At 49.1% G+C, this 20,039-nt stretch carries 17 protein-coding genes; 10 read left to right on the forward strand and 7 right to left on the reverse strand.

The genetic code is table 11. The features are described 5' to 3' along the window. Nucleotides 1-142: 142 nt before the first annotated feature. Nucleotides 143-1,351 carry an amidohydrolase family protein gene (locus AC1S5B_RS10455; protein ID WP_482035616.1) on the reverse strand — a complete coding sequence of 403 codons (1,209 nt, stop codon included), beginning with the start codon at nucleotides 1,349-1,351 and terminating at the stop codon, nucleotides 143-145. A gap of 117 nt (nucleotides 1,352-1,468) precedes the next feature. On the opposite strand from AC1S5B_RS10455, the gene lepB reads away from it, so the two are divergent. Together lepB and AC1S5B_RS10465 are read left to right on the forward strand one after the other, a co-directional pair. Further along, entirely contained in the window at nucleotides 1,469-2,056 is a 588-nt protein-coding gene (gene lepB / locus AC1S5B_RS10460) for a signal peptidase I (protein ID WP_482035617.1), read from the forward strand. Nucleotides 2,057-2,269: 213 nt separating this feature from the next. Then, on the forward strand, nucleotides 2,270-4,273 hold the full coding sequence (locus AC1S5B_RS10465; RefSeq protein ID WP_482035618.1) for a hypothetical protein: 2,004 nt from the start codon (nucleotides 2,270-2,272) through the stop codon (nucleotides 4,271-4,273). 113 nt (nucleotides 4,274-4,386) lie between these two features. On the opposite strand, the gene rppA is transcribed toward AC1S5B_RS10465, so the two are convergent. Continuing rightward, entirely contained in the window at nucleotides 4,387-5,073 is a 687-nt protein-coding gene (gene rppA, locus AC1S5B_RS10470; RefSeq protein WP_482035619.1) for a two-component system response regulator RppA, read from the reverse strand. A gap of 163 nt (nucleotides 5,074-5,236) precedes the next feature. On the opposite strand from rppA, the gene hisG reads away from it, so the two are divergent. From hisG to AC1S5B_RS10485, 3 genes are all read left to right on the forward strand, one after another. Beyond that, nucleotides 5,237-5,869, forward strand: coding sequence for an ATP phosphoribosyltransferase (gene hisG / locus AC1S5B_RS10475; protein ID WP_482035620.1), 633 nt, complete (start codon nucleotides 5,237-5,239; stop codon nucleotides 5,867-5,869). Between the two features lie 448 nt (nucleotides 5,870-6,317). Continuing rightward, entirely contained in the window at nucleotides 6,318-8,426 is a 2,109-nt protein-coding gene (gene argZ, locus AC1S5B_RS10480) for a bifunctional arginine dihydrolase/ornithine cyclodeaminase (RefSeq protein WP_482035621.1), read from the forward strand. Nucleotides 8,427-9,080: 654 nt separating this feature from the next. Next, nucleotides 9,081-10,889, forward strand: a complete 1,809-nt coding sequence (locus AC1S5B_RS10485) for an iron uptake porin (protein ID WP_482035622.1) — start codon at nucleotides 9,081-9,083, stop codon at nucleotides 10,887-10,889. Between the two features lie 93 nt (nucleotides 10,890-10,982). Here AC1S5B_RS10485 and AC1S5B_RS10490 read toward each other — a convergent pair whose 3' ends face one another. Then, nucleotides 10,983-11,972, reverse strand: a complete 990-nt coding sequence (locus tag AC1S5B_RS10490) for an ADP-ribosylglycohydrolase family protein (protein ID WP_482035623.1) — start codon at nucleotides 11,970-11,972, stop codon at nucleotides 10,983-10,985. A 218-nt stretch (nucleotides 11,973-12,190) separates the two neighbouring features. On the opposite strand from AC1S5B_RS10490, the gene AC1S5B_RS10495 reads away from it, so the two are divergent. Beyond that, complete coding sequence (locus AC1S5B_RS10495; protein ID WP_482035624.1) at nucleotides 12,191-12,400, forward strand: hypothetical protein; 210 nt, start codon at nucleotides 12,191-12,193, stop codon at nucleotides 12,398-12,400. 11 nt (nucleotides 12,401-12,411) lie between these two features. On the opposite strand, the gene AC1S5B_RS10500 is transcribed toward AC1S5B_RS10495, so the two are convergent. Further along, entirely contained in the window at nucleotides 12,412-14,001 is a 1,590-nt protein-coding gene (locus AC1S5B_RS10500) for a glycoside hydrolase family 57 protein (protein WP_482035625.1), read from the reverse strand. A gap of 246 nt (nucleotides 14,002-14,247) precedes the next feature. Between AC1S5B_RS10500 and AC1S5B_RS10505 the strand changes: the two genes are divergently transcribed. Both AC1S5B_RS10505 and AC1S5B_RS10510 read left to right on the forward strand, forming a co-directional pair. After that, nucleotides 14,248-15,372: a type IV pilin-like G/H family protein gene (locus AC1S5B_RS10505; RefSeq protein ID WP_482035626.1), complete on the forward strand. Its 1,125-nt coding sequence runs from the start codon at nucleotides 14,248-14,250 to the stop codon at nucleotides 15,370-15,372. Between the two features lie 150 nt (nucleotides 15,373-15,522). Then, the gene (locus AC1S5B_RS10510) at nucleotides 15,523-16,386 is read left to right on the forward strand and encodes a slipin family protein (RefSeq protein WP_482035627.1); all 864 of its coding nucleotides are present in this window, start codon (nucleotides 15,523-15,525) and stop codon (nucleotides 16,384-16,386) included. Between the two features lie 19 nt (nucleotides 16,387-16,405). Here AC1S5B_RS10510 and AC1S5B_RS10515 read toward each other — a convergent pair whose 3' ends face one another. After that, the gene (locus tag AC1S5B_RS10515; RefSeq protein WP_482035628.1) at nucleotides 16,406-16,807 is read right to left on the reverse strand and encodes a GFA family protein; all 402 of its coding nucleotides are present in this window, start codon (nucleotides 16,805-16,807) and stop codon (nucleotides 16,406-16,408) included. Between the two features lie 122 nt (nucleotides 16,808-16,929). Here AC1S5B_RS10515 and AC1S5B_RS10520 point away from each other — a divergent pair, with 122 nt between their 5' ends. Then, nucleotides 16,930-17,898: an Hpt domain-containing protein gene (locus AC1S5B_RS10520; RefSeq protein ID WP_482035629.1), complete on the forward strand. Its 969-nt coding sequence runs from the start codon at nucleotides 16,930-16,932 to the stop codon at nucleotides 17,896-17,898. Between the two features lie 128 nt (nucleotides 17,899-18,026). On the opposite strand, the gene psaC is transcribed toward AC1S5B_RS10520, so the two are convergent. After that, complete coding sequence (gene psaC, locus AC1S5B_RS10525; protein ID WP_171572613.1) at nucleotides 18,027-18,272, reverse strand: photosystem I iron-sulfur center protein PsaC; 246 nt, start codon at nucleotides 18,270-18,272, stop codon at nucleotides 18,027-18,029. Between the two features lie 308 nt (nucleotides 18,273-18,580). Between psaC and AC1S5B_RS10530 the strand changes: the two genes are divergently transcribed. Beyond that, on the forward strand, nucleotides 18,581-18,964 hold the full coding sequence (locus tag AC1S5B_RS10530) for a hypothetical protein (RefSeq protein ID WP_482035630.1): 384 nt from the start codon (nucleotides 18,581-18,583) through the stop codon (nucleotides 18,962-18,964). A gap of 135 nt (nucleotides 18,965-19,099) precedes the next feature. Here AC1S5B_RS10530 and AC1S5B_RS10535 read toward each other — a convergent pair whose 3' ends face one another. After that, on the reverse strand, nucleotides 19,100-20,002 hold the full coding sequence (locus AC1S5B_RS10535) for a CoB--CoM heterodisulfide reductase iron-sulfur subunit B family protein (protein ID WP_482035631.1): 903 nt from the start codon (nucleotides 20,000-20,002) through the stop codon (nucleotides 19,100-19,102). Nucleotides 20,003-20,039: the final 37 nt, after the last annotated feature.

Genomic DNA, 20,039 nt, shown 5'->3' on the forward strand with positions numbered 1-20,039 from the left:
CCTACAAAACGGCTTACCTTTTGTCTGTTTTTCCACCTTGATGTTAATTTCGCTCAGTCAAAGTAGCGATGAACTATTGCATCATTTGGCTGCGATCGCCCCTTTCCAAAACACAACACTTTTCCAAAACACAACACTGTGATTATGCCGCTGGTTGTAACTGCGGCTCGAAGGGCGATCGCTCAATATGAAAATATTCTCCGCTGCGGCAAACCCCGTTTACCTTTAACCGTTGCGGTATGGTCTGGGTTTGATCGCTGTCATCCTTTGCAGGTGTGGGTTCATCGTTCCATTCAAAAATGGTGAAATCTGCCAGTTGACCGGGTTTAAATCCGCCTAGCTGACTGGATTGACCGATCGCGGCGGCTGGCTGATGGGTGACTCGTTCTACGACTTCGCTCAACGAAAGCCCCAAATTTATAAATCGAGTCATCACGGCGGCTAAGCTATCTGAGGTTCCCACAGTAGAACGGTTGAGATTAGTGGACAGAATATTCGGCAGAATGCCCTGAGCGATCGCGGCTTTTGCTAATTCAGTCGAACAGTCTGCATCGCTGTACCCTACATCTAACAACACGCCGCGATCGATCGCATCTTGGGCAGCAGGCAGTAGTTTATAGTTCTGATCAAACAGGGCATGATTGGGCTGAAAACAGTGGGTCACAATATCTGCCGCTTTTAGCTGGGGCAATAGCTCTGCGGCTGGTATCACTTCATCCTGAGAAAAATGCCCCAAATGCACCAGCAGCGGCAATGAAAACATTTCTGCTAGTTTTTTAGCAGTTTCCAACAGTGGCGAAGTGGTCTCCCCAATCCGACGAACTGGACGCACATGAAAGCCCACAATTACATCTCGGTGAGCTTCCACAACAGCAGCGGCGCGATCGATGTCTTGGTTCTGGGGATTGGCAACAATATCTAGCTGATGGGCGATTAGGTCTGAGGTGGCAACATACAGCAACGAGGGATTCATGAAAGAGAACACCCGTGTTTTTGCAGTCGCGATCGCCGTTTGCCGAAATGCATCAAAGGTAAGAATGCTGGAGGTGCCGGCATCGGCAATGGTTGTCACACCAGAGCGGATGCCCACATCATCAGCAGATAAGCAAAAATCGCCCAAGGTGTTACAAACATGAGTATGAATATCCATCCATCCAGGAGACAAAAAAGCTCCTTCTAGATCAATAATTTGGGTATCCCACTGGGGCACCAAAATAGGCACAATTTTACCGATCGCCGAGTCCTCTTGCAGCACGCCCACGATTTTGCCGTTATCCACCAGCACATCGCCGCGTCCTTCAATTCCCTGCATCGGATCAAGCAGGTGAGCATTTCTAAAAATTGTTGCCATAGCCCAATTTACTGTCCTTAACACGCCTTCCAGAATACCGTTTTTAGGGTGCGATGCAAGATTAAGTCATCAGAGAGAAGTTGCGCTCTGTGCCCTACGCTTGCGACAATACAATCTATGAATTCCGAAAAGACCTCTGAGCCAAAATCATCCCCGCCGATTCCGGCAAGCAAATCTCCCGGTCAGATTTGGTGGGATAACTTTCAAATTCTGTTTATTGCGCTGATTTTGGCGCTGCTGATTCGTGTATTTGTGGCTGAGCCGCGCTTTATTCCTTCTGATTCGATGGTGCCCACGCTGGAAGTGGGCGATCGCCTGGTAGTTGAAAAAGTCTCCTATCGGCTCCATCCGCCCCGCTTTGGCGACATTATTGTCTTCGAGCCGCCGCCACAACTCCAGAGCTTAGGATTTGCCAAAGATCAGGCATTTATCAAGCGGATTATTGCCACATCGGGTCAAACGGTTCACGTCCTCAACGGCAAGGTGTATGTCAACAATCAAGCCCTCGTAGAGCCATATATTGCCGCCCCGCCCAATTATCTGTTGGAGCCTGTGAAAGTGCCGCCCGATCAGTTTTTCGTCATGGGTGACAATCGCCCCAACAGCAACGATTCCCATGTTTGGGGCTTTTTGCCGAGCAAAAACATCATTGGTCGTGCCATTTTGCGATTTTATCCGTTCGATCGAGTGGGCAGGGTGAATTAAATAGTGGACAGGTGAATGAAATAAAGCCTAGTTTCTGACATTCCCCTTTCTCCACGAAATAAGGAATCTTAGAAATAAGGAATCTTAGCGTTCCCCATTTTTACAGCTAGAATAGCGCAAACCTCCGTCTGCACTAACCTCGTTGCTGAGCAGTTTGGCTGCGGTGAGGAGTGAAATAATAGCTTATGGGATGGACGATGGAGAGGAGAAGGCATGGTCAGCAAACAATCAAATCCTTTTGAACTAGACCCGGATAGTTCTAGCAGCCTAGCAGAGCCGGAAAAAGACCAGTCTGAATTAATAGTGCCTGTTTTAGAGCGTCGCCGGGGTTCTCCGCTCCGTTCTATATGGTCTAGAACAAAATCCTGGCGGTGGCTGTTGGTCAGTGCGGGAGTTTTTTGTGTCGTTGGCAGTGTTGGTACAGCGGCGCTATGGCTATTAGCAACGCCTCCTCCTTCCGCAGACTGCCAACAAACTTCATCGTTATCCACAGATATGGAGCAACTCTACTGCGCCCAAGAAGCGGCTCGTTCTGGAGAAGTGCCCAAGCTGCTAGCGGGAGTGGATACCTTAAATCGATGGACACCCGACCATCCGCTTTATCGAGAAGCTCAGCGGTTGATTGCAGAATGGTCGCAGCCTATTTTGACTGCTGCCCGCGATCGCATTCATCAAAGTGACTTAAAAGGAGCCGTAGAACTGGCAAGCCGCATTCCTAAAACAAGTCCACTCTATGGAGAAGCGCAGGCAGATATCACACAGTGGCGGCAATTTTGGCAGGAAGGGGAAGCCGTCTCCACGGCTGTTCAAAAGGCTTTGAAATCGCAACAGTGGACTATTGCCGCAGAAAAAATTGGCTTACTGCGAGAGTTTACGCAAGATTATTGGCGCTATGAACGGGCAACCGCGCTGACCCAGCAGCTTGAATCGGAACAGCGCGATCGTCGCTATTTTGCCCAAGCTCAGGAAGTCGCAAAGCTCAATCAACCGAAGCAATTGGGAGCCGCGATCGCAGCCGTAAGCCGGATGGATCCCAAAACCCATGCTTGGAGCGACGCGCAGCAATCTCTGAGCCAGTGGAGTGAAACCCTCCTATCGTTGAGCTATCAAAGTTGGGTCAAGGGCAATCTTGCCCAGTCGATGGCGCTGGCAAAGCTAGTGACTCCCAACCCAAAAATGACCCAAACCGCTCAGGATTTAATTTGGTTGGCTCAGGCGCGCAGTCATTCCCTAGGCAGCCGCGCAACCCTGAAGCCAACGTTGCCTCAGCTTTGGAACCTAACCGCCGCGATCTCCACTGCCGAGTTGCTTCCGCCTAACAGCCGTTACTATCCCCAAGCTCAAGCCAACTTAAAAAGCTGGACAGCGCAACTTCAAGATCTCACCCTCCTTCAGTTAGGTTGGGCTATGGGCAGTTTGCAGCATCCCCAAGCTCTTAAACTTGCGCTCTGGCAGGGGCAACAGATCACCCGCGATCGCCCCCGTCGTGCCCAAGCCCAAACCCTCGTTGCCTATTGGCAGCAAGAATTACTCAAGTCTGAAGATTTGCCCTATCTCGCCTACGCCAAAAAACTTGCCGATAAACGCTCAATTCCAGATCTGCAAGCGGCGATCGCTCAAGCCAATGGTGTACCGATCGGTCGTCCTTTACGTCAAGACGCTCAAACCTTAGTGGCGATCTGGACTGGAACCATTCAAACCATTCAAGACCAACCGACCTTAGACCGGGCTTGGGCACTGGCATCTCAAGGGAATTTGAATGGTGCCATGCAAACTGCGGCAGAAATAGCCCCCAAGCGATCGCTCTATGGACAGGCTCAAGGGGCGATCGCCAACTGGCAAGCCGAAATTCGAGCGGCAGAAATAGCCCGAATTCGAGCGGCAGAAATAGCCCTCGAACGTTCCCGCCGTTCCTTAAAAAAACCTCCGTCTTTCAATGAAAATCCATCCGATCAAGAACGCTCCTCTGATCCTGAAGATAGTTCATCACCCGATGCGACTCCATCCCCGAATGAATCTTTACCCCCTGAAACCCCAGTTAATGTTGCTCCCGCTCAACCCTATACTCAACCCTATACACCGCCGCCCCGCCGTCCTTCTGCCTATCCTGCTCCAGAAAGTGCCCCGCCGCCGCCCGTGGAACCTGCGCCACCACCTGTAGAGGCTGCGCCGCCCGCTTATGAGCCTTACGCACCCATCCTGCCGCCAGTTCGGTGACACTCTGATAGGCATTCAAATTGCAGGAAATAAGGGGCTTAAATCCCTTGTTCATCGAGATTTTTGAACTTTACAAGACTAAACTTAAATGACGATTAGCGTAGAAAGACTAATCATCTGAGAGTACAACAGCCAAAGCGGTAGCCTTTGCCATACACGGTGCTAATGAGGGGCGATTCATTATCCAGTTCAATTTTGCGCCGCAGCAGGCGGATTTGAGCCGCTAGGGTGTTACTGGTGGGTTTTTCGTCCCCCCAAACATGATGATAGATTTGCTCGTGAGTCAGTAATTGATTAGGCGATCGCATGAGATAGGCGAGTAGCTGGGCTTCTTTTTCAGAAAGTTCAATTTCGCGATCGCCCCGATAGGCAAGTTGGTTTTCGGGATCAAGTTCTAGATCGTTTACCTGGAGCCGTCGAGTGGAAGGCTCTAAAGTCGCAGTGGGTCGCCTTAGCAGCGCTCGCACCCTGGCTAGCAATTCTCGTAGCTCAAAGGGCTTGATCAGGTAATCATCGGCTCCAGCATCCAAACCCTGAACGCGATCGTCAATTGTATCTTTCGCAGTTAGAAATAATACTGGAGTCATGTTGCCCCGCGATCGCATGGCTTGGCACACTTCCAACCCCGTTTTTTTGGGCAGCATCCAATCTAAAATCAACAGGTCATATTGATTGTCTTGGGCAAGTTGATTCCCGCGATCGCCTTCATAGGCAACCTCAACCTCATATCCTTCCCGCATCAACAAACGGCTGAGGGGATCTGCCATTTCCACTTCGTCATCAACCAAAAGAATACGCATAGAAAGGGTTAACAGGTGTCAGGTGTCGGGTTTCAGGTTTTAGGTTCAGAGTGTGGGAGTAGGCAGTAGTGAGGTTGAGTATGAGGATGGCGTTATAGAATATAGCGTATCGTTATTTTTACTGATCCCCAATCATTCGTAATTCGTAATTCGCCATTCCTTTATGATTACCGTTGCTTTGCCCAAGGGCGCACTTTTAGATGACAGCATTCGTTTGTTTCAGTCCATTGGCTTAGATTTCAGCGCTTTTTTAGATAAATCCAATCGCCAACTCCAGATTTCAGACCCAACGGAAACCGCTAAAGCGCTGTTGGTCAGGGCGCAGGATGTGCCTGTATATGTGGAATATGGGCAAGCTCAGCTAGGCATAGTAGGGTACGACGTGCTGCGAGAGAAAACGTCGCAAGTGGCGCAGCTAGTCGATCTGGGCTTTGGTGGATGTCGCATGTCTGTTGCAGTGAAAGAGTCTAGTCCCTATCGCTCCTCTTTGAAATTGCCGCTGTATGGACGGGTTGCCTCTAAATATGTGCAGTGTGCGCGGGAATATTTTGATGCCCTCGATTTGCCAATAGAAATTGTGCCGCTGTATGGCTCAGTGGAATTGGGACCGATTACTGGAATGGCAGAAGCGATCGTGGATTTGGTTTCTACCGGGCGGACTTTGAAAGAAAACGGCTTGGTTGAAATCGATGTGCTGTATCACAGTACGGCGCGGTTAATCGCCCATCCTCTGAGCTATCGATTGAATGCGGATGGAATTCAGACCGTGATTGAACAGGTGCGATCGCACCTGTAGGTAGTTGCCAGGGGACAGGCGGTGCGCTGGCAGCATCAGCTTTCCTCCCATTCACTAACAATCGCTTACTTTCAGGTGTAAGCTGCCCTTCAAGAGTTTCCACCAATTCACGAACCACCTCCGTCTTAGTTCTGTCTTTTTGCTGGCACTATGCCTAGCTAAATCTCGATTTTACGAATCGTAGGGGGGACGGTCTACCACACTTTCAAGATACAAGGGTGAGGGCTACAAAAGTGCGATGCACTCAATCACTACTGCACAGGGCATCCGCTATGGACACTCCCCACGACATAAACTTTCCTGGATGACTTTGCAGATTGTCAGCAGTCTTTAACCATGTAGTCATTAGCTTTGCTTTTCGGCAATCCAGTCAATAGTAAGATGAAAGATTGGCTGATCTTTTGGCTGTATTTACGTTTGCCTCCTACCCATCTACAAGTTTAATGTTATGACTTCTGAAATCCGCATCTTGATGTGTGCCCCTGACCACTATGACGTGGACTATGTGATTAACCCGTGGATGGAAGGAAATGTCCACAAGTCTTCGCGCGATCGCGCCGTCCAACAGTGGCAAGGGCTGTTTGAGGTTCTCAAAGAACGGGCGATCGTGGAACTGGTCAAGCCTGAGAAAGGTGTACCCGATATGGTGTTTACTGCCAACGCTGGCTTGGTGCTGGGCAAAGAGGTGGTACTCAGCCGCTTTTTCCACAAAGAACGCCAGGGCGAAGAACCCTTTTTCAAGCAGTGGTTTGCCGATCAAGGCTTCACCGTGCATGAGTTGCCTAAAGATTTGCCGTTTGAAGGGGCGGGAGATGCTTTGCTCGATCGCGAAGGACGTTGGCTGTGGGCAGGCTATGGCTTCCGCTCCGAACTCGATTCTCATCCTTATTTAGCGAAGTGGCTGGATATAGAAGTGCTGTCGTTGCGGCTCATGGACGATCGCTTCTATCACCTGGATACCTGCTTCTGCCCCTTGACTGGCGGCTACTTACTTTACTATCCGCCTGCATTTGACTCTTACTCTAATCGCTTGATCGAAATGCGGGTGCCAGAAGTAAAGCGGATTCCCATTGGTGAGTCGGATGCCCTCAATTTTGCCTGCAACACGGTAAATATTGGCAACGTTGTGGTGATGAACAAAGCCAGCGATGAGCTAAAACAACGGTTGAACGCCGCAGGGTTTGATGTGGTAGAAACGCCGCTAACGGAGTTTTTGAAGGCGGGAGGTGCGGCAAAATGTTTGACGTTGCGGACGACGGAACCTGTGTTGGCAGATATTCATGCCAGCGGCACAGTGGAAAGCCGAATCGTGCGGATGGAAGGGCACTTGCTGGATGCAGGCTTGATTAATCAGGCACTTGATCTGATTGTGGAAGGCGGCGGCAGTTTCCAAGTATTGAACTTTAATCTGGGTGAACAGCGGCAAAGTACGTCTTCAGCGGAAGTGAAGGTGACGGCTCCTTCCCATGATGTGATGGAGGCGATCATGTCGCAACTAATCGATTTAGGGGCACTGCCTCGGCTGGATGAGCAATGTGATGTTCATTTAGAAGCGGTGATCCAGGATGGTGTAGCGCCTGACGATTTCTATGTGTCCACAATTTATCCAACGGAAGTGCGGGTAAATGGCGAATGGGTGCAGGTGCAAAAGCAGCGGATGGATGGCGCGATCGCCGTAGATATGACCGGAACCCCAACAGCAGCCTGTCGATTATTGCGGGATTTGAAGGCAGGCGATCGCGTGATCGTCGGAGTGGAAGGCATTCGCACCATCCGCAAACCCGAATCGCGCGAGACTCGCAGCCAAGAATTCAGCTTTATGGGATCTGGAGTTTCGAGCGAACGGCGGGTAGAACTGGTGGTGGAGCAAATCGCCTGGGAAATGCGCCAACTCCGCGATCATGGCGGCAAAGTAGTGGTTACAGCAGGTCCCGTGGTGATTCACACGGGCGGCGGCGAACACCTGTCTCACTTGGTGCGTGAGGGCTATGTGCAGGCATTGCTGGGCGGCAACGCGATCGCGGTTCACGATATGGAACAATCTATGCTGGGCACCTCCTTGGGCATGGATATGAAGCGCGGGGTATCCGTGCGGGGTGGGCATCGCCATCACCTGAAAGTGATCAACATTGTTCGACGCTATGGCAGCATCGCCAAAGCTGTGGAAGCGGGAGTGATTACCAGCGGCGTGATGTATGAATGCGTTAAGCACAACATTCCTTTTTCGCTCGCTGGCTCCATTCGGGATGATGGTCCATTGCCTGACACCGAAATGGATTTGATCAAAGCGCAAGAAGCTTACTCGCGCTTGATTGAAGGGGCTGACCTGATTTTGATGCTGTCTTCCATGCTGCACTCGATCGGCGTGGGCAACATGACCCCGGCTGGCGTGAAAATGGTCTGCGTGGATATCAATCCAGCAGTAGTGACCAAACTCAGCGATCGCGGCTCTGTCGAATCCGTCGGGGTCGTTACCGATGTAGGTTTGTTCCTCAGCTTGCTAATCCAACAACTCGATCGCCTCACCCATCCCTATCCAATCGCTCAACGGGTGTAGAAGGCTACCAGGGATGGAATGCAGATTCTTGCCCATCATCCCAATCCGCGATCGCTTTGAGAAGTGATCGCTGGCATCAATCGCATAACGATCAACATTTTTCTCTCCAAGGGTTCAAGCCCTTGGAGAGATTTTATTTATTTTGCTTTTACTACCGATTCTTATTAGCAATTTGAGTCATGAAAAGTAACTTTTTTGATAAAAATAAAACTCTTTAGACTATGAATAATCTTAATAGATCATCCTCTATGAAAAACCATAGACTTCCTTCTCAGGGAAGCATCAATTTAACTCGATCATCAACTTGAGATTATCTATTTCATAACAATTTCAAAGTGTTGTTTACGTCACAAAAGGCTTCCATAGCAGGTACAATTCAAACACAAACCCTATCTGCTACTTTTCTTTTTAGAAGCTCTAAGGCGGTAGATACAGATTGACAAGTTTAGAAAATATGCTCAGCTTGCTTAATGCGATCGCATATTTAAAGAACATTTCTAATCATTAAAACCAGCCTTCAATAGGCTAATAAAATCACATCTTTTTTGATAGAAATCATTCTATCTTTCTTGCGAAAGTTTTGCTCATTTGCATTGACTTCGCCCGGATAAAGAACTGTGAAAAAATCAGTGAAATTCTACGTGAGGAATTACCGTGTATATCAATTCACCTGTGAGTATTTATAAGGCTCGGCTGTATACAAAACTGTTAAGTGTGCTGGCGGGTTCTTTCGTAGTTGGCACTTTCCCTGTGAATGCTGCGGAGCAACCGCAATCGGTTGTGGATGACTCTTTCGCTCAATCGTCATCAATGACTCAGGTGACTTCTGTCTCCCAGCTATCCGACGTAAAGCCAACCGATTGGGCATTTCAGGCACTGCAATCTCTGGTTGAGCGATATGGCTGCATCGTCGGCTATCCCGATAAAACCTTTCGGGGCAATCGGGCACTGACTCGCTTTGAATTTGCGGCAGGATTAAATGCCTGCCTAGATAAGATTCAAGAATTGATTGCTGCCGCCACTGCCGACTTCGTTAAAAAAGAAGATCTAGAAGTTGTTAAAAAATTACAAGAAGAATTTGCGGCAGAATTGGCATCCTTGCGCGGTCGAGTTGATGCCCTGGATGTTCGCACTGCAACCCTAGAGAAACAGCAGTTTTCAACCACAACCAAGCTGAGCGGAGAAGTCATTTTCAGTCTGGCATCTGCCTATGGTGCTTACCCCGGCCCCAGACGCAATGCGGCTCCCTTCAATACTTCTAGAACAGGATTAGGACCCGCCGCCGATACATCACCTGGGAGAGACGCAGAGGTTGTATTCAACAATCGCGTTCGGCTCAAGCTACTCACCAGTTTTTCTGGTAAAGACTTATTGATTACGGGATTGCAAGCCTACAACTTTGGTGGCGGCGCTGGCAGCCTTGCCTCTCGTTTAGGAAGTCTGTCAGGCACTTTGGGCTATGGTGACGGAGTGTTTGGCACGGCGAGTAACGTCCGGTTGGCATATGAGCCGCAGTTTGGCACAACCAACCCTTCGACCCTAGGCGATGCACCTGGTGCTAATAATTCGGTGGGCTTGTATAAGCTACTGTACATTTTCCCCGTTGCATCCAAACTCACTGCCTTTGTAGGAACGGCGGCTGAGGCAGATGATGCATTCCCTGAGATCGTGCCATTTTATGGCGATGCTCAGGAAGGCATTTCTCGATTTGGACAAATGAATCCGATTTTGCGGATATCGGGGGGTACGTCTGGGATTGGGTTGGCTTCGGCGGCGGGGTTGATCTGGAATGTGTCCAACGCGATCGATTTTCGAGTGCTGTATGGCAGTGTGAATGCTAATTTGCCCAATAACTTAGGTTTTCCAGGAACACCGTTAGGCGCAGGCTTGTTTGGTGGTAGCTATGTGGCAGCAGCGCAGTTGACGATCAAGCCGTCTCCAGCGTTTGATATCGCCTTGAACTATGCTCACAGCTATCACCAAATTAACATTTTAGGATTGGGTGAATCGGCGGTGGCAGTGGGGGCAATTCCAAACGTTGCCGCAACCACACCCGTCAAGCTCGATTCGTTTGGCGCAACAGCTGTTTACCGCATTACTCCTAAAGTCAGTCTCACGGGGTTCTTCTTCTACAGCATGGTGGATGCGGCTTCGCGGGTGGATGCGGGAACAGATATTCTCAGCTACATGGGCGGAATCCACTTTAAAGACGTGCTGAGTACTGGCAGCACGGCGGGGGTTTTGTTTGGGCAGCCGCCAGCGCGGGTGAATACGTCTGGTGTTGCTTCGCAAGTTCCTACCCTCGAAAACGCCAAGCCTTATCATCTTGAGGCTTATTACAAATACCGGGTGACTGACAACATCAGCATTACGCCCGGATTATTTGTGATTTTCAATCCAGAGGGCTTTAGCGGCAACCCGACCGTATTCGTTCCGGTAATTCGGACTACGTTTACCTTTTAACGAAAGCAAAAATGCTGAAAGTGGTAAGTCAACAGCAACCGCGATCGCGATCGCAACTCCGTCGAATCGGTGAACGTTGCGACTGATGTTGGTTTATTCCTCAGTTTCCTGATCCAACAACTCGATCGCTTGACCTAGTCCACCATAAAGCTGATGGGCAAGCGCGCTGATTTCTTGGCGCATGGTCAGTTGGCTGAGCCAATGGGGTGGGATTCCCAACTCTCCATAATGCGCTCCCGCAAGTTGACCACAAATGGCGGCGGTGGTATCTGCATCGTCGCCCAAGTTGGTTGCTGCAAGAATCGCCTGTTCAAACGTTTCTGTTATCCAGAAGCACCACAGCGCCGCTTCGAGGCTTTCTACTACATAGCCCATACCGCGAATATTATCGATTGTTTTAGTGCGATAGTCACCAGCCGCGATCGCTTGAATGGCTGGCGATCCTATCCCAGTTCGCTCATTTCTAAACAGAATTTCAGTTTTGCTAGCTCCTGAAAGGGCGCGAAAAATCATCTCCCCAAACAAACAACTTGCGTCAATGCATTCTGCCGCACCATGAGTCGTGCGAGAACTCTCGCCAGAAAAATGTACAACGCGATTCCGCAAAGCGGACCCCTCACGGGAATCGCGGTCTGGAAAGTAGAACATCGGCACGGGTGCCAATCGCATCAAGCAGCCATTCCCTGCCGACCTAGGATTTGTGGAGCCACTGAACGGATTGCCAGATAGCTTGTATTGCTGCAAGGCTTGACTAACGGTATTGCCAATATCAAAACAAACTCCTGTACTGCTCAGATAACCCTCTTCATACCAGCGACAGTAGCGATTCATTTGATCGGCGGCATCAAACCCGTCCATTTTGATCAGACTGGTGGCAAGGCATAGCGCCATCGATGTATCGTCAGTCCATTGACCTGGCTTCAGATTAAAGGGACCGCCACCCACCATATCGGTCACGGGTGAAAATGAGCCACGCTGCCGAAACTCAACGGTTGTGCCAACTGCATCCCCAGCCGCCAGACCCAACAGGCATCCTCGAAATCGTTCTAATGAATCCACTACACTGGCCTCTGCTTCGTCCATTTCAATCAAATTCATGAATGGATTCGATCGGAAACTTTTATCACGAATCACTCATCTGAGGGGTGTAACCCCCTATCCTAGAAAGATAAGATAACCCTCATGACCCAGGGTTTGAAATAATAGCGATTTTTTCGATTTCGATAGTGAACTTTTCTGATATTACTGCGTCACCTGTGTTGTAGATAGCATGACCCATTTATAAAGTGTGGATCCCTCCCATGGAAAACTTCGCTTACACCTACTGGAATTGGCACAAAGAAAGTGAGCAGGGCGCTACGACCCCGATCTCGTCTAGTGACTCAGCCAAAACAATCGAGCGAGATCGCGATTCTGCCAGCCAACCCGATACCTGGCTATGTCCATCCCTTCTAGATGATGTCAGCTTAGAATTTGATGCCCAATCTTGCCCGACCTATTTTTTGATGTAGGGTAAAGCAGCTTAAAGCGGTCGATAGACTTGATAGTTAATGTTTGGGAAGATATTGTCGATCGCTTCCACTTTTTCCACCCAGCCGGAATCAATCTTGCTTTGCAGGATATCTTCATAGAGCTTGTTGAATCGCATCAAGTGCGATCTCGTGCGGCGTACTGCATAGGGCACCATCGTTCCCGTCCGCATGATAAACGCCCAATCTGAAGACTGCGCCAGCAATAACTCACGCGCTGCCTGATTCAATGCCTTGCGCTCCAGTTCATCTACCGCTTCCCGCTTTGCCAACTCGATCATTCGCTCGGTTGCTTTGTGCAAATGGGGATAGATCCAAGCATTCGTTTCATTCAGCCAATATTCATGAAACCCTTTGTAGCCCCAGCTAGACTGTGCCGGATTAATCATTTGCTGAGTCGGGTTTTCCCTTAGGTAATCCGCTAAATGAGTCATTTCATAGCTGCCTTGGTCAAACCAGGTTTTGCGGAACAGATAATCCAAAAACCAGGGACCCTCATACCACCAGTGCCCAAAAAGCTCGGCATCATAGGGCGACACAATAATCGGCTTTCGCTGCATCATGCCGTAGAGATGCTCCACCTGCCGCGCTCGATTCACCATAAAGTTGCCTGCGTGTTCGGCGGTTTTTTCCCGTGCCCAGTAGGGATCGTATAGTTCCTTATCGCTTAGCCCAAAGCCACGCCCAGTAATTTTGTGATACTTGATGCCTACATTCTTCCGCTGACCATTGGGCATGACGTAGGGCTTGATATATTCATACTCCGCATCCCAGCCCAAATCGCGGTAAAACTCCCGATATTCTGGCGCGCTAGGGTAGCCTACCTCCGATGACCACACCTGCTGAGACGACTCGTGATCGCGCCCAAAAGCTGCTACCCCAGACTGAGTATAAACTGGGGCATAGGTGCCAAAGCGGGGACGAGGGCGACCATACAAAATCCCGTGCCCATCGGTAAGAAAGTAGCGCAGTCCGGCATCTGCCAGCATCCGCTCCACACCCTCGTAATACCCACATTCCGGCAACCAAATCCCGTTAGGTTTGCGTCCAAAATTTTCTTCGTAATGCTCGCACGCCACCTGAATCTGCGCCCATACTGCTTGGGGGTACATCTTCATTAACGGAAAATATCCGTGGGTTGCGCCGCAGGTGATAATTTCTAAGTTGTTGCTGTCGGCGAATTGTTTAAAGGCTTTGACTAGATTGCCGTTATGGCGCTCCCAGGTGATGCGAACTTGGTTAAATTCGTTGGCGTAGTGTTCTGATAAATACTTCAGATGTCCGTTGAACGCGTTGCGCGTCGCTTCTAATTCGGTCAGTTCTTCCAGCTTGGCAAGATGTTCGCTGTAGCGCTCTTGCAAGAGGGGATCAAGCAACATGGAGATTAATGGCGGGGTCAAACTCATGGTGAGCTTGAAGTTTACTCCGTCGCGCTTTAAGCCTTCAAAAACCTGAATGAGGGGAATGTAAGTTTCGGTGATAGCTTCAAACAACCACTCTTCTTCAAGAACGTAATCGCTCTCTGGGTGCCGCACGAAGGGCAGATGAGCATGAAGAACGAGCGCGAGGTAGCCAATACTCATAAAAACGGGTGAAACGGAAAGGGCAAAGAGTGATTGCCAAAATTGTAAGGCGAAACGGGAACGAAAAGAGGCTCTCTAATCAAAGCTGCATACCTTGGTTGGGACAGGTGTTAGGTTTCGGGTTTTAGGTGTTAGGTTTCGGGTTTTAGGTTTAAGGAATCCTGATCCCTGCAAAAAAAAGTGGCTACTTAAGAGTTTGCGAGTACTTTAGAAGTGCATTTTTACTTCTTGCGTTTGGCATCTTTTATGGTGACTCAATCCCAATTACTCAATCTGGCGAAACAGGGGAATCCTCAAGCGATCGCGGCACTGATGAACTCGGTTTTGGAACCAAAAGGCGTGACAACGATCGCGCAATTAACTAATGATTGTTTGCTGATCGAAGTGCAGTCAGAAAAGCCGTTAAATCAAGCGGCGATCGTGAGTTTCATTCGTACTGGTATTGGCGCATTAGGGGCAGCATCGATTCGCAAGGTCAAAGTATCTGCTCAAACCGGAGAATCAACACTATGGACAGAAGAATTTCAACTCGGAAGTTCTGCGTCCCGTGAACCCATTCTCACCTCAGATTTAGCATCAAGCCAAGCCTTAAAATCTTCTTCACATCAGCCTATAACTAGCGCCTCTTCTTGGACACAGCGAATTATTCAGCAAGTCTCTAGCTTTGCGTTGACAACTCGATTGTTCCCCAAAGCAAGTTCGACGAGATCAAAAGTACCCCCAGCGAACGCGCTTTCGATGCCAATGCCAACCATAGTCCAGCGCTTACTGTCCAAAATTAACCCTTCAAATCAATGGATGGTGTTGGGTGGAATGGCGGCGATCGCCTTTGCTTCCGGCGGGATTGTGGCAGCCGTCACCAATGCTGCCATACCCAAAAAGCCCCCAGCCCCAGCCCCAGCCGCTCCCAAAGCATCTTTTCCCGCAGCCATGGTGCCACCAGCAGCCCAGCCCCAACCCCAACACACGACTCAATCGCTGACTGATCTCACGATTGCGGTGCAGCAGAATGAGGTGAAAGACTACCTGACTAAAATGGGCACTGCCCAGCAAGCGTTTTATCAAACGAACGGTCGTTTTACTTCTAGCTTGGCAGACTTAGAGCAGACAGCTATCCCCAAAAGCGCCTACTACACCTACAAATTGACGGTCATTGATCAAACTCAGGCAAAGCTAACCGCTATCCCTAAAACCGAAAAACTAAAAAGCTACGTCAGCGCAATTCTGGCTAATCCAGCGAGTGCTAATGCGTCGAAAATGGCAACTATCTTATGTGAAAGTGCCCAACCCTCGACCTTGGCACCTGCTGTGCCTGAAGTGATTGATGGTGCGATCGCCTGTGAAGCAAGCTCAATCGACGTAGGGACGTAGGGCAAAAGGACGAGGAGCAGGGAGAGAGATTTTCATTATCCGAAACCTGACCCCCGAAACCTGACACCTGATCCTCCCTCTCATGTAAATCTTTAGATCAATCCCAAGCAGTCTCTCTAAAATAGAACTATCGCAAGGGATTAAGTCGCCATGGAAGCTTTAATTGGGTTGCTGTTCGGCGCAATGATTTTTGCAGCGGGTGGAATTAAGCTCGATCGCGAATATCAGCGCGGGGTAATTTTTCGGTTGGGGCGATCGCGCGGCGTTCTCGGACCCGGCATGTATTGGATTGTGCCTTGGGTGGACCAAAAAATGCAGGTGGATGTCCGTACCAAAACCGTCAACATTGAGCCACAGGAAACCGTTACCGCCGATAGCGTCACCATTCGAGTCAATGCTGTGCTTTATTACCGCATTCTCGATCCAGCCAAAGCGATTAACCGGGTAGAAAGCTACGAAATGGCGGTGTACCAAATCGCATTAACCACCCTTCGCAATGTGGTTGGGCAAAATATTTTGGATGACGTGTTGCAAAATCGCGACAAAATCAACGTCAAAGTCCAGGAAATTGTGGATGAAATCACCGAGCCGTGGGGCATTGTGATTGAACGGGTAGAAATGAAAGATGTAGAAATTCCCACCAGTATGCAGCGGGCAATGGCAAAAGAAGCCGAAGCCATTCGGGAAAAACGGGCGCGGATTATCAAAGCTGCCGCTGAACAGGAAGCCTCTCAAAAACTGGCGCAAGCGGCTGAAACAATTAGTGCTAATCCCACGGGTTTAGAATTGCGCCGCCTGCAAATGCTGACCGAAATTGGGGCTGAAAACAACACGACGACGATCGTGATGATTCCTTCCGATTTCGTGAATTTGGCGCGGCACCTCTCTCAAACAGAACCCAATGCGGCTCTGACTCAAATGAATCGTCCATTTAATCCAGAGGTGTTGGTAAACAACAAGCCTGTAGAAGAGAAGATTGAAGACAAGAGAACTGGGAGAGTTCCTAACGATTAAAATCGTTTTCAGCGCAGTTTTAGTCTTGCGTCTGAATTTGATGCACATTGGCTTCCCAATTTTGACCGTCGAATGGAGTGATGCAAAATTGGGAGAGTACATTTTCATCCAGGCAGCGGAGGTTGACATCTATTTTGTGAGGATGCGATCGCGGACGATAAAAAGCATGAATGCCACAAATCCGGCAAAAAAGATGTTTGGCAATGCCTGTATTAAAGGTATAAGTTACCAAAGTATCTTCACCCTGAAATAGGGTAAATTGCTCCAGCGGCACAATCAAATGCAGAAACCCTTTTTTGCGACAGATAGAACAGTTGCAATCCGAGACTTCATCTTGTTTCGGGTTTGCCTTCACTTGAAATCTGACTGCCCCACAATGACAGCCCCCTTCATAAGTCACTAGGTCAGTTGTCTGTGTCATAAGATTTCCTGTTTACAAACCGATAAAAAGTGAACGGATAGGGGAACATTAGAAAGGAGAGACAACGGAGGAATTGCAATCTCTGTGGCTCGTACAACGTTAACATTCAGAGGATTTGGGTTGTGCAAGCGACGAAACAACAGCAAATTATGGGGTTCTTTATCGAGGAAGCGAAAGAACACCTCGATACGATCGAACAAGGGATGCTAAATCTAGAGGCAACCTTGGCAGATCCTGAACAGATGAATGAAGTCTTTCGAGCGGCTCATTCGGTGAAGGGGGGGGCGGCAATGCTTGGCTTTGATAGCATCCATCGCACCGCCCATCACCTTGAGGATGCTTTTAAGATTTTGAAGGACAATCCGGTCAAGCCTGATCGCCAGCTAGAAAACTTGTTTCTCAAAGTGTTTGATGTGCTGAAGGAATTAGTTGAAGCACTTCAATCTCCATTTGGTTTTCAAGAAGCTCAAGCAGAGCAGATTGTCCAAAGTGCTCAGCTCGCTTTTGTAGAAGTTGAAACTTACTTACACCATTTAATCCAAAATAGGTCAACTAAAGCCGTTATCGCCATCAAGGTCAGTGCTGAAGCGCCTGCATTTATCAACGCGGCTTTAAGAAAGATGTTGCAGTTGTTTAAGCAGGGCGACACGCAAGTTTGCCGTCAGCAACTCTCTATCCTTTGTGATCGCATGGCACAACTCAGCAATTGCTCATCTTGGCGAGGGTTGTTGGCAGTGGCTCAAGGCGCGATCGCCAATTCGCACACTTCCTATCCTGTCCTAGCCCCGCTGATTATTAAAGAACTCAAGCAATCGGGTGATTTGCTAGTCACCGGGCGATCAAGCGAAATTATTCCCAGCGATAAACTGCGACAGCTTGCCCCAGCAGTCACTTTTGCGCCCGTTTCAGCGATCTCGCAGTCCCCAACCTTAACAGCGGGTCTAACAGCCCCTGATCAAAACGGGGCAACCCGGACTCAGCAGATTTCGATTCCTGTAGAACCTCGAGCTGCTGCCAGAGCCTTACTAGGTGCCTTTAACAAGCAGCAATTGATTGAATTAGCAGAGTTTTTGATGAAAGCGATTCAATAACAAAAGGCTGATTTATTGATAGAAACAAGAAAGAGGGAATTACTCCCTCCTTTTTGCGTAAGTCTGGATTATGAATAAACCCACGGACTAAAGCGATCGCATTAAATTTACCGCTCTAGATCCCCCGTTTAATAAGCCAGACCCATACTACGAGTCGTTTCAGCCCCTAGATACACACGAATGCTGAGAAAATCAGTTGGGCAAGCCGTTTCGCAACGTTTGCATCCAACACAATCTTCCGTTCTAGGAGAAGAAGCAATTTGCCCTGCTCTACAGCCATCCCAGGGAACCATCTCTAGGACATCTGTTGGGCAAGCACGAACGCATTGGGTGCAGCCAATGCAGGTGTCATAAATTTTGACGCTATGAGACATGTTATTAAAGGCTCCAATGATTGCTTGACACTTCGCAATATTTATTAGCCCATCGGATCAACAGCATAGTGCCGCCAAACCTTGGATGAACGTCAGTTTACCCTAACGCCTGAGACACGCTCGATGAACCGCTGTAAAAGTTTAAACAACGTAATAGAGCAAGCAAGAGTTGGGGTTCAGAGTTTGGGGGTTCGCTATTCGCCTCTTGTCAATCACCAAAGCCTTACATGAAGATAAAGAATACTAAACTATCCGAAAAACCCTTGATATGATAATGGCGATCAAAACGAGTGGAGCATTAACTCGATATGGCTACTGCAACGGTTTTGAAGTTTATGCAGAAGACTGCGGAAGACGAAGCTTTGCGCCAGCAGCTTGAAACTCTATTAGGCGTTGGAGATGGCAATATTAGCAGCGAAGCAGATTTAGACCCTGCTGAATCGGAGGCGTTAAAAGGGGAGCGCGCTCCAGTGGTTGCCGAGTTCGCTGCCCAAAAAGGCTACTCGTTTTCTGTGGATGAATTGATCACCGTCGTAGATGCTTTCCAAAAGCATCAGGCGGGCGAACTGTCAGATAGTGATTTTGCGGCGTTGTTGGGGGTCTCTTTTTCTGCTCAGACGAATGAAGCAGGAATGCTGAGTGCTGCAAAGGTAAAGAATTGGTTTATGAGAACTTATCTTGGCGCTCGATAGTTTGCTTAGCGATCGCGCCTGAGATTTCTCAAAAAAGCTAGCAAACAGCCTATAGAGGATCGCAACCCCGTGCTTCTATAGGCTTTTGCACTCACTAACTTTATTGATGTGAACCCGCACCCCGTACCCCGCACTCTACCTCAGCTTACTCAGAACAGAGCTTGTCGAAACAATGTGACGATCTAAGCCGAGTTGTTGGGGACTAACACCCAACGCCAACGCCACCAACTGTGGCAAATGCAAAATGGGGAGTCCTAATTTGGAGCCAATCACTTTTTCAACTTCGGGTTGGCGAGAGTCTAAATTGAGGTGGCATAGAGGACAAGGGGTAACGAGACAGTCAGCACCAGCGGCGATCGCCGCTTGAATATGTCCACCTGCCATCGTAAACGACTGCTCCGTTGCATAGCTAGCTAGTGGCCAACCGCAGCACTGAGTCCTCCCCGGAAAGTAAATCGGCGTGGCACCCACTGCTCGAAACACATTTTCCATTGACTGCGGATTATAGGGATCGTCGTAAGGAATATGATCTTGGGCACGCAGCAAATAACAGCCATAAAATGCCGCACACTTTAGCCCAGCCAGTTTGCGAGTTACTTTTGCCTGTAACGCCTCCAAGCCATAATCTCCCACCAGTGCCCAGAGAATGTGTTTCACCTCACCGCTGCCTTGATAGGGAGAACAGCCTTCTTTTTTAAGCAATCCATTCACTTGTTCCACGTAGGCGGGATTCTTAGCTTGAGCGTCCTTCAAGCGTTCATCTACATGACCCAATACACCCTGACAAGTACTGCAATGGGTCAACAGGGGCAGGTTTAATTCCTCTGCTAAGGCAAGATTTCGGGCGTTTACGGTGTCTTCCAACAGTTGAGAATCTTCCTTAAACGTGCCGGACCCGCAGCAAGAGGCTTTTTTGAGTTCGACTAATTCAATGCCTAAGGCTTGAGTTAGAGCTTGGGTGCTTTGATACAGTTCTCGACAAGCTCCTTGGGCAACGCAGCCAGGAAAGTAAGCATATCTTAAGGATTTAGAGGTCATAGAGAAGGTTCGGCGGAATGGCGAATTTTCAAGCAGT

It is taken from the genome of Leptolyngbya sp. CALU 1928 (assembly GCF_056784215.1).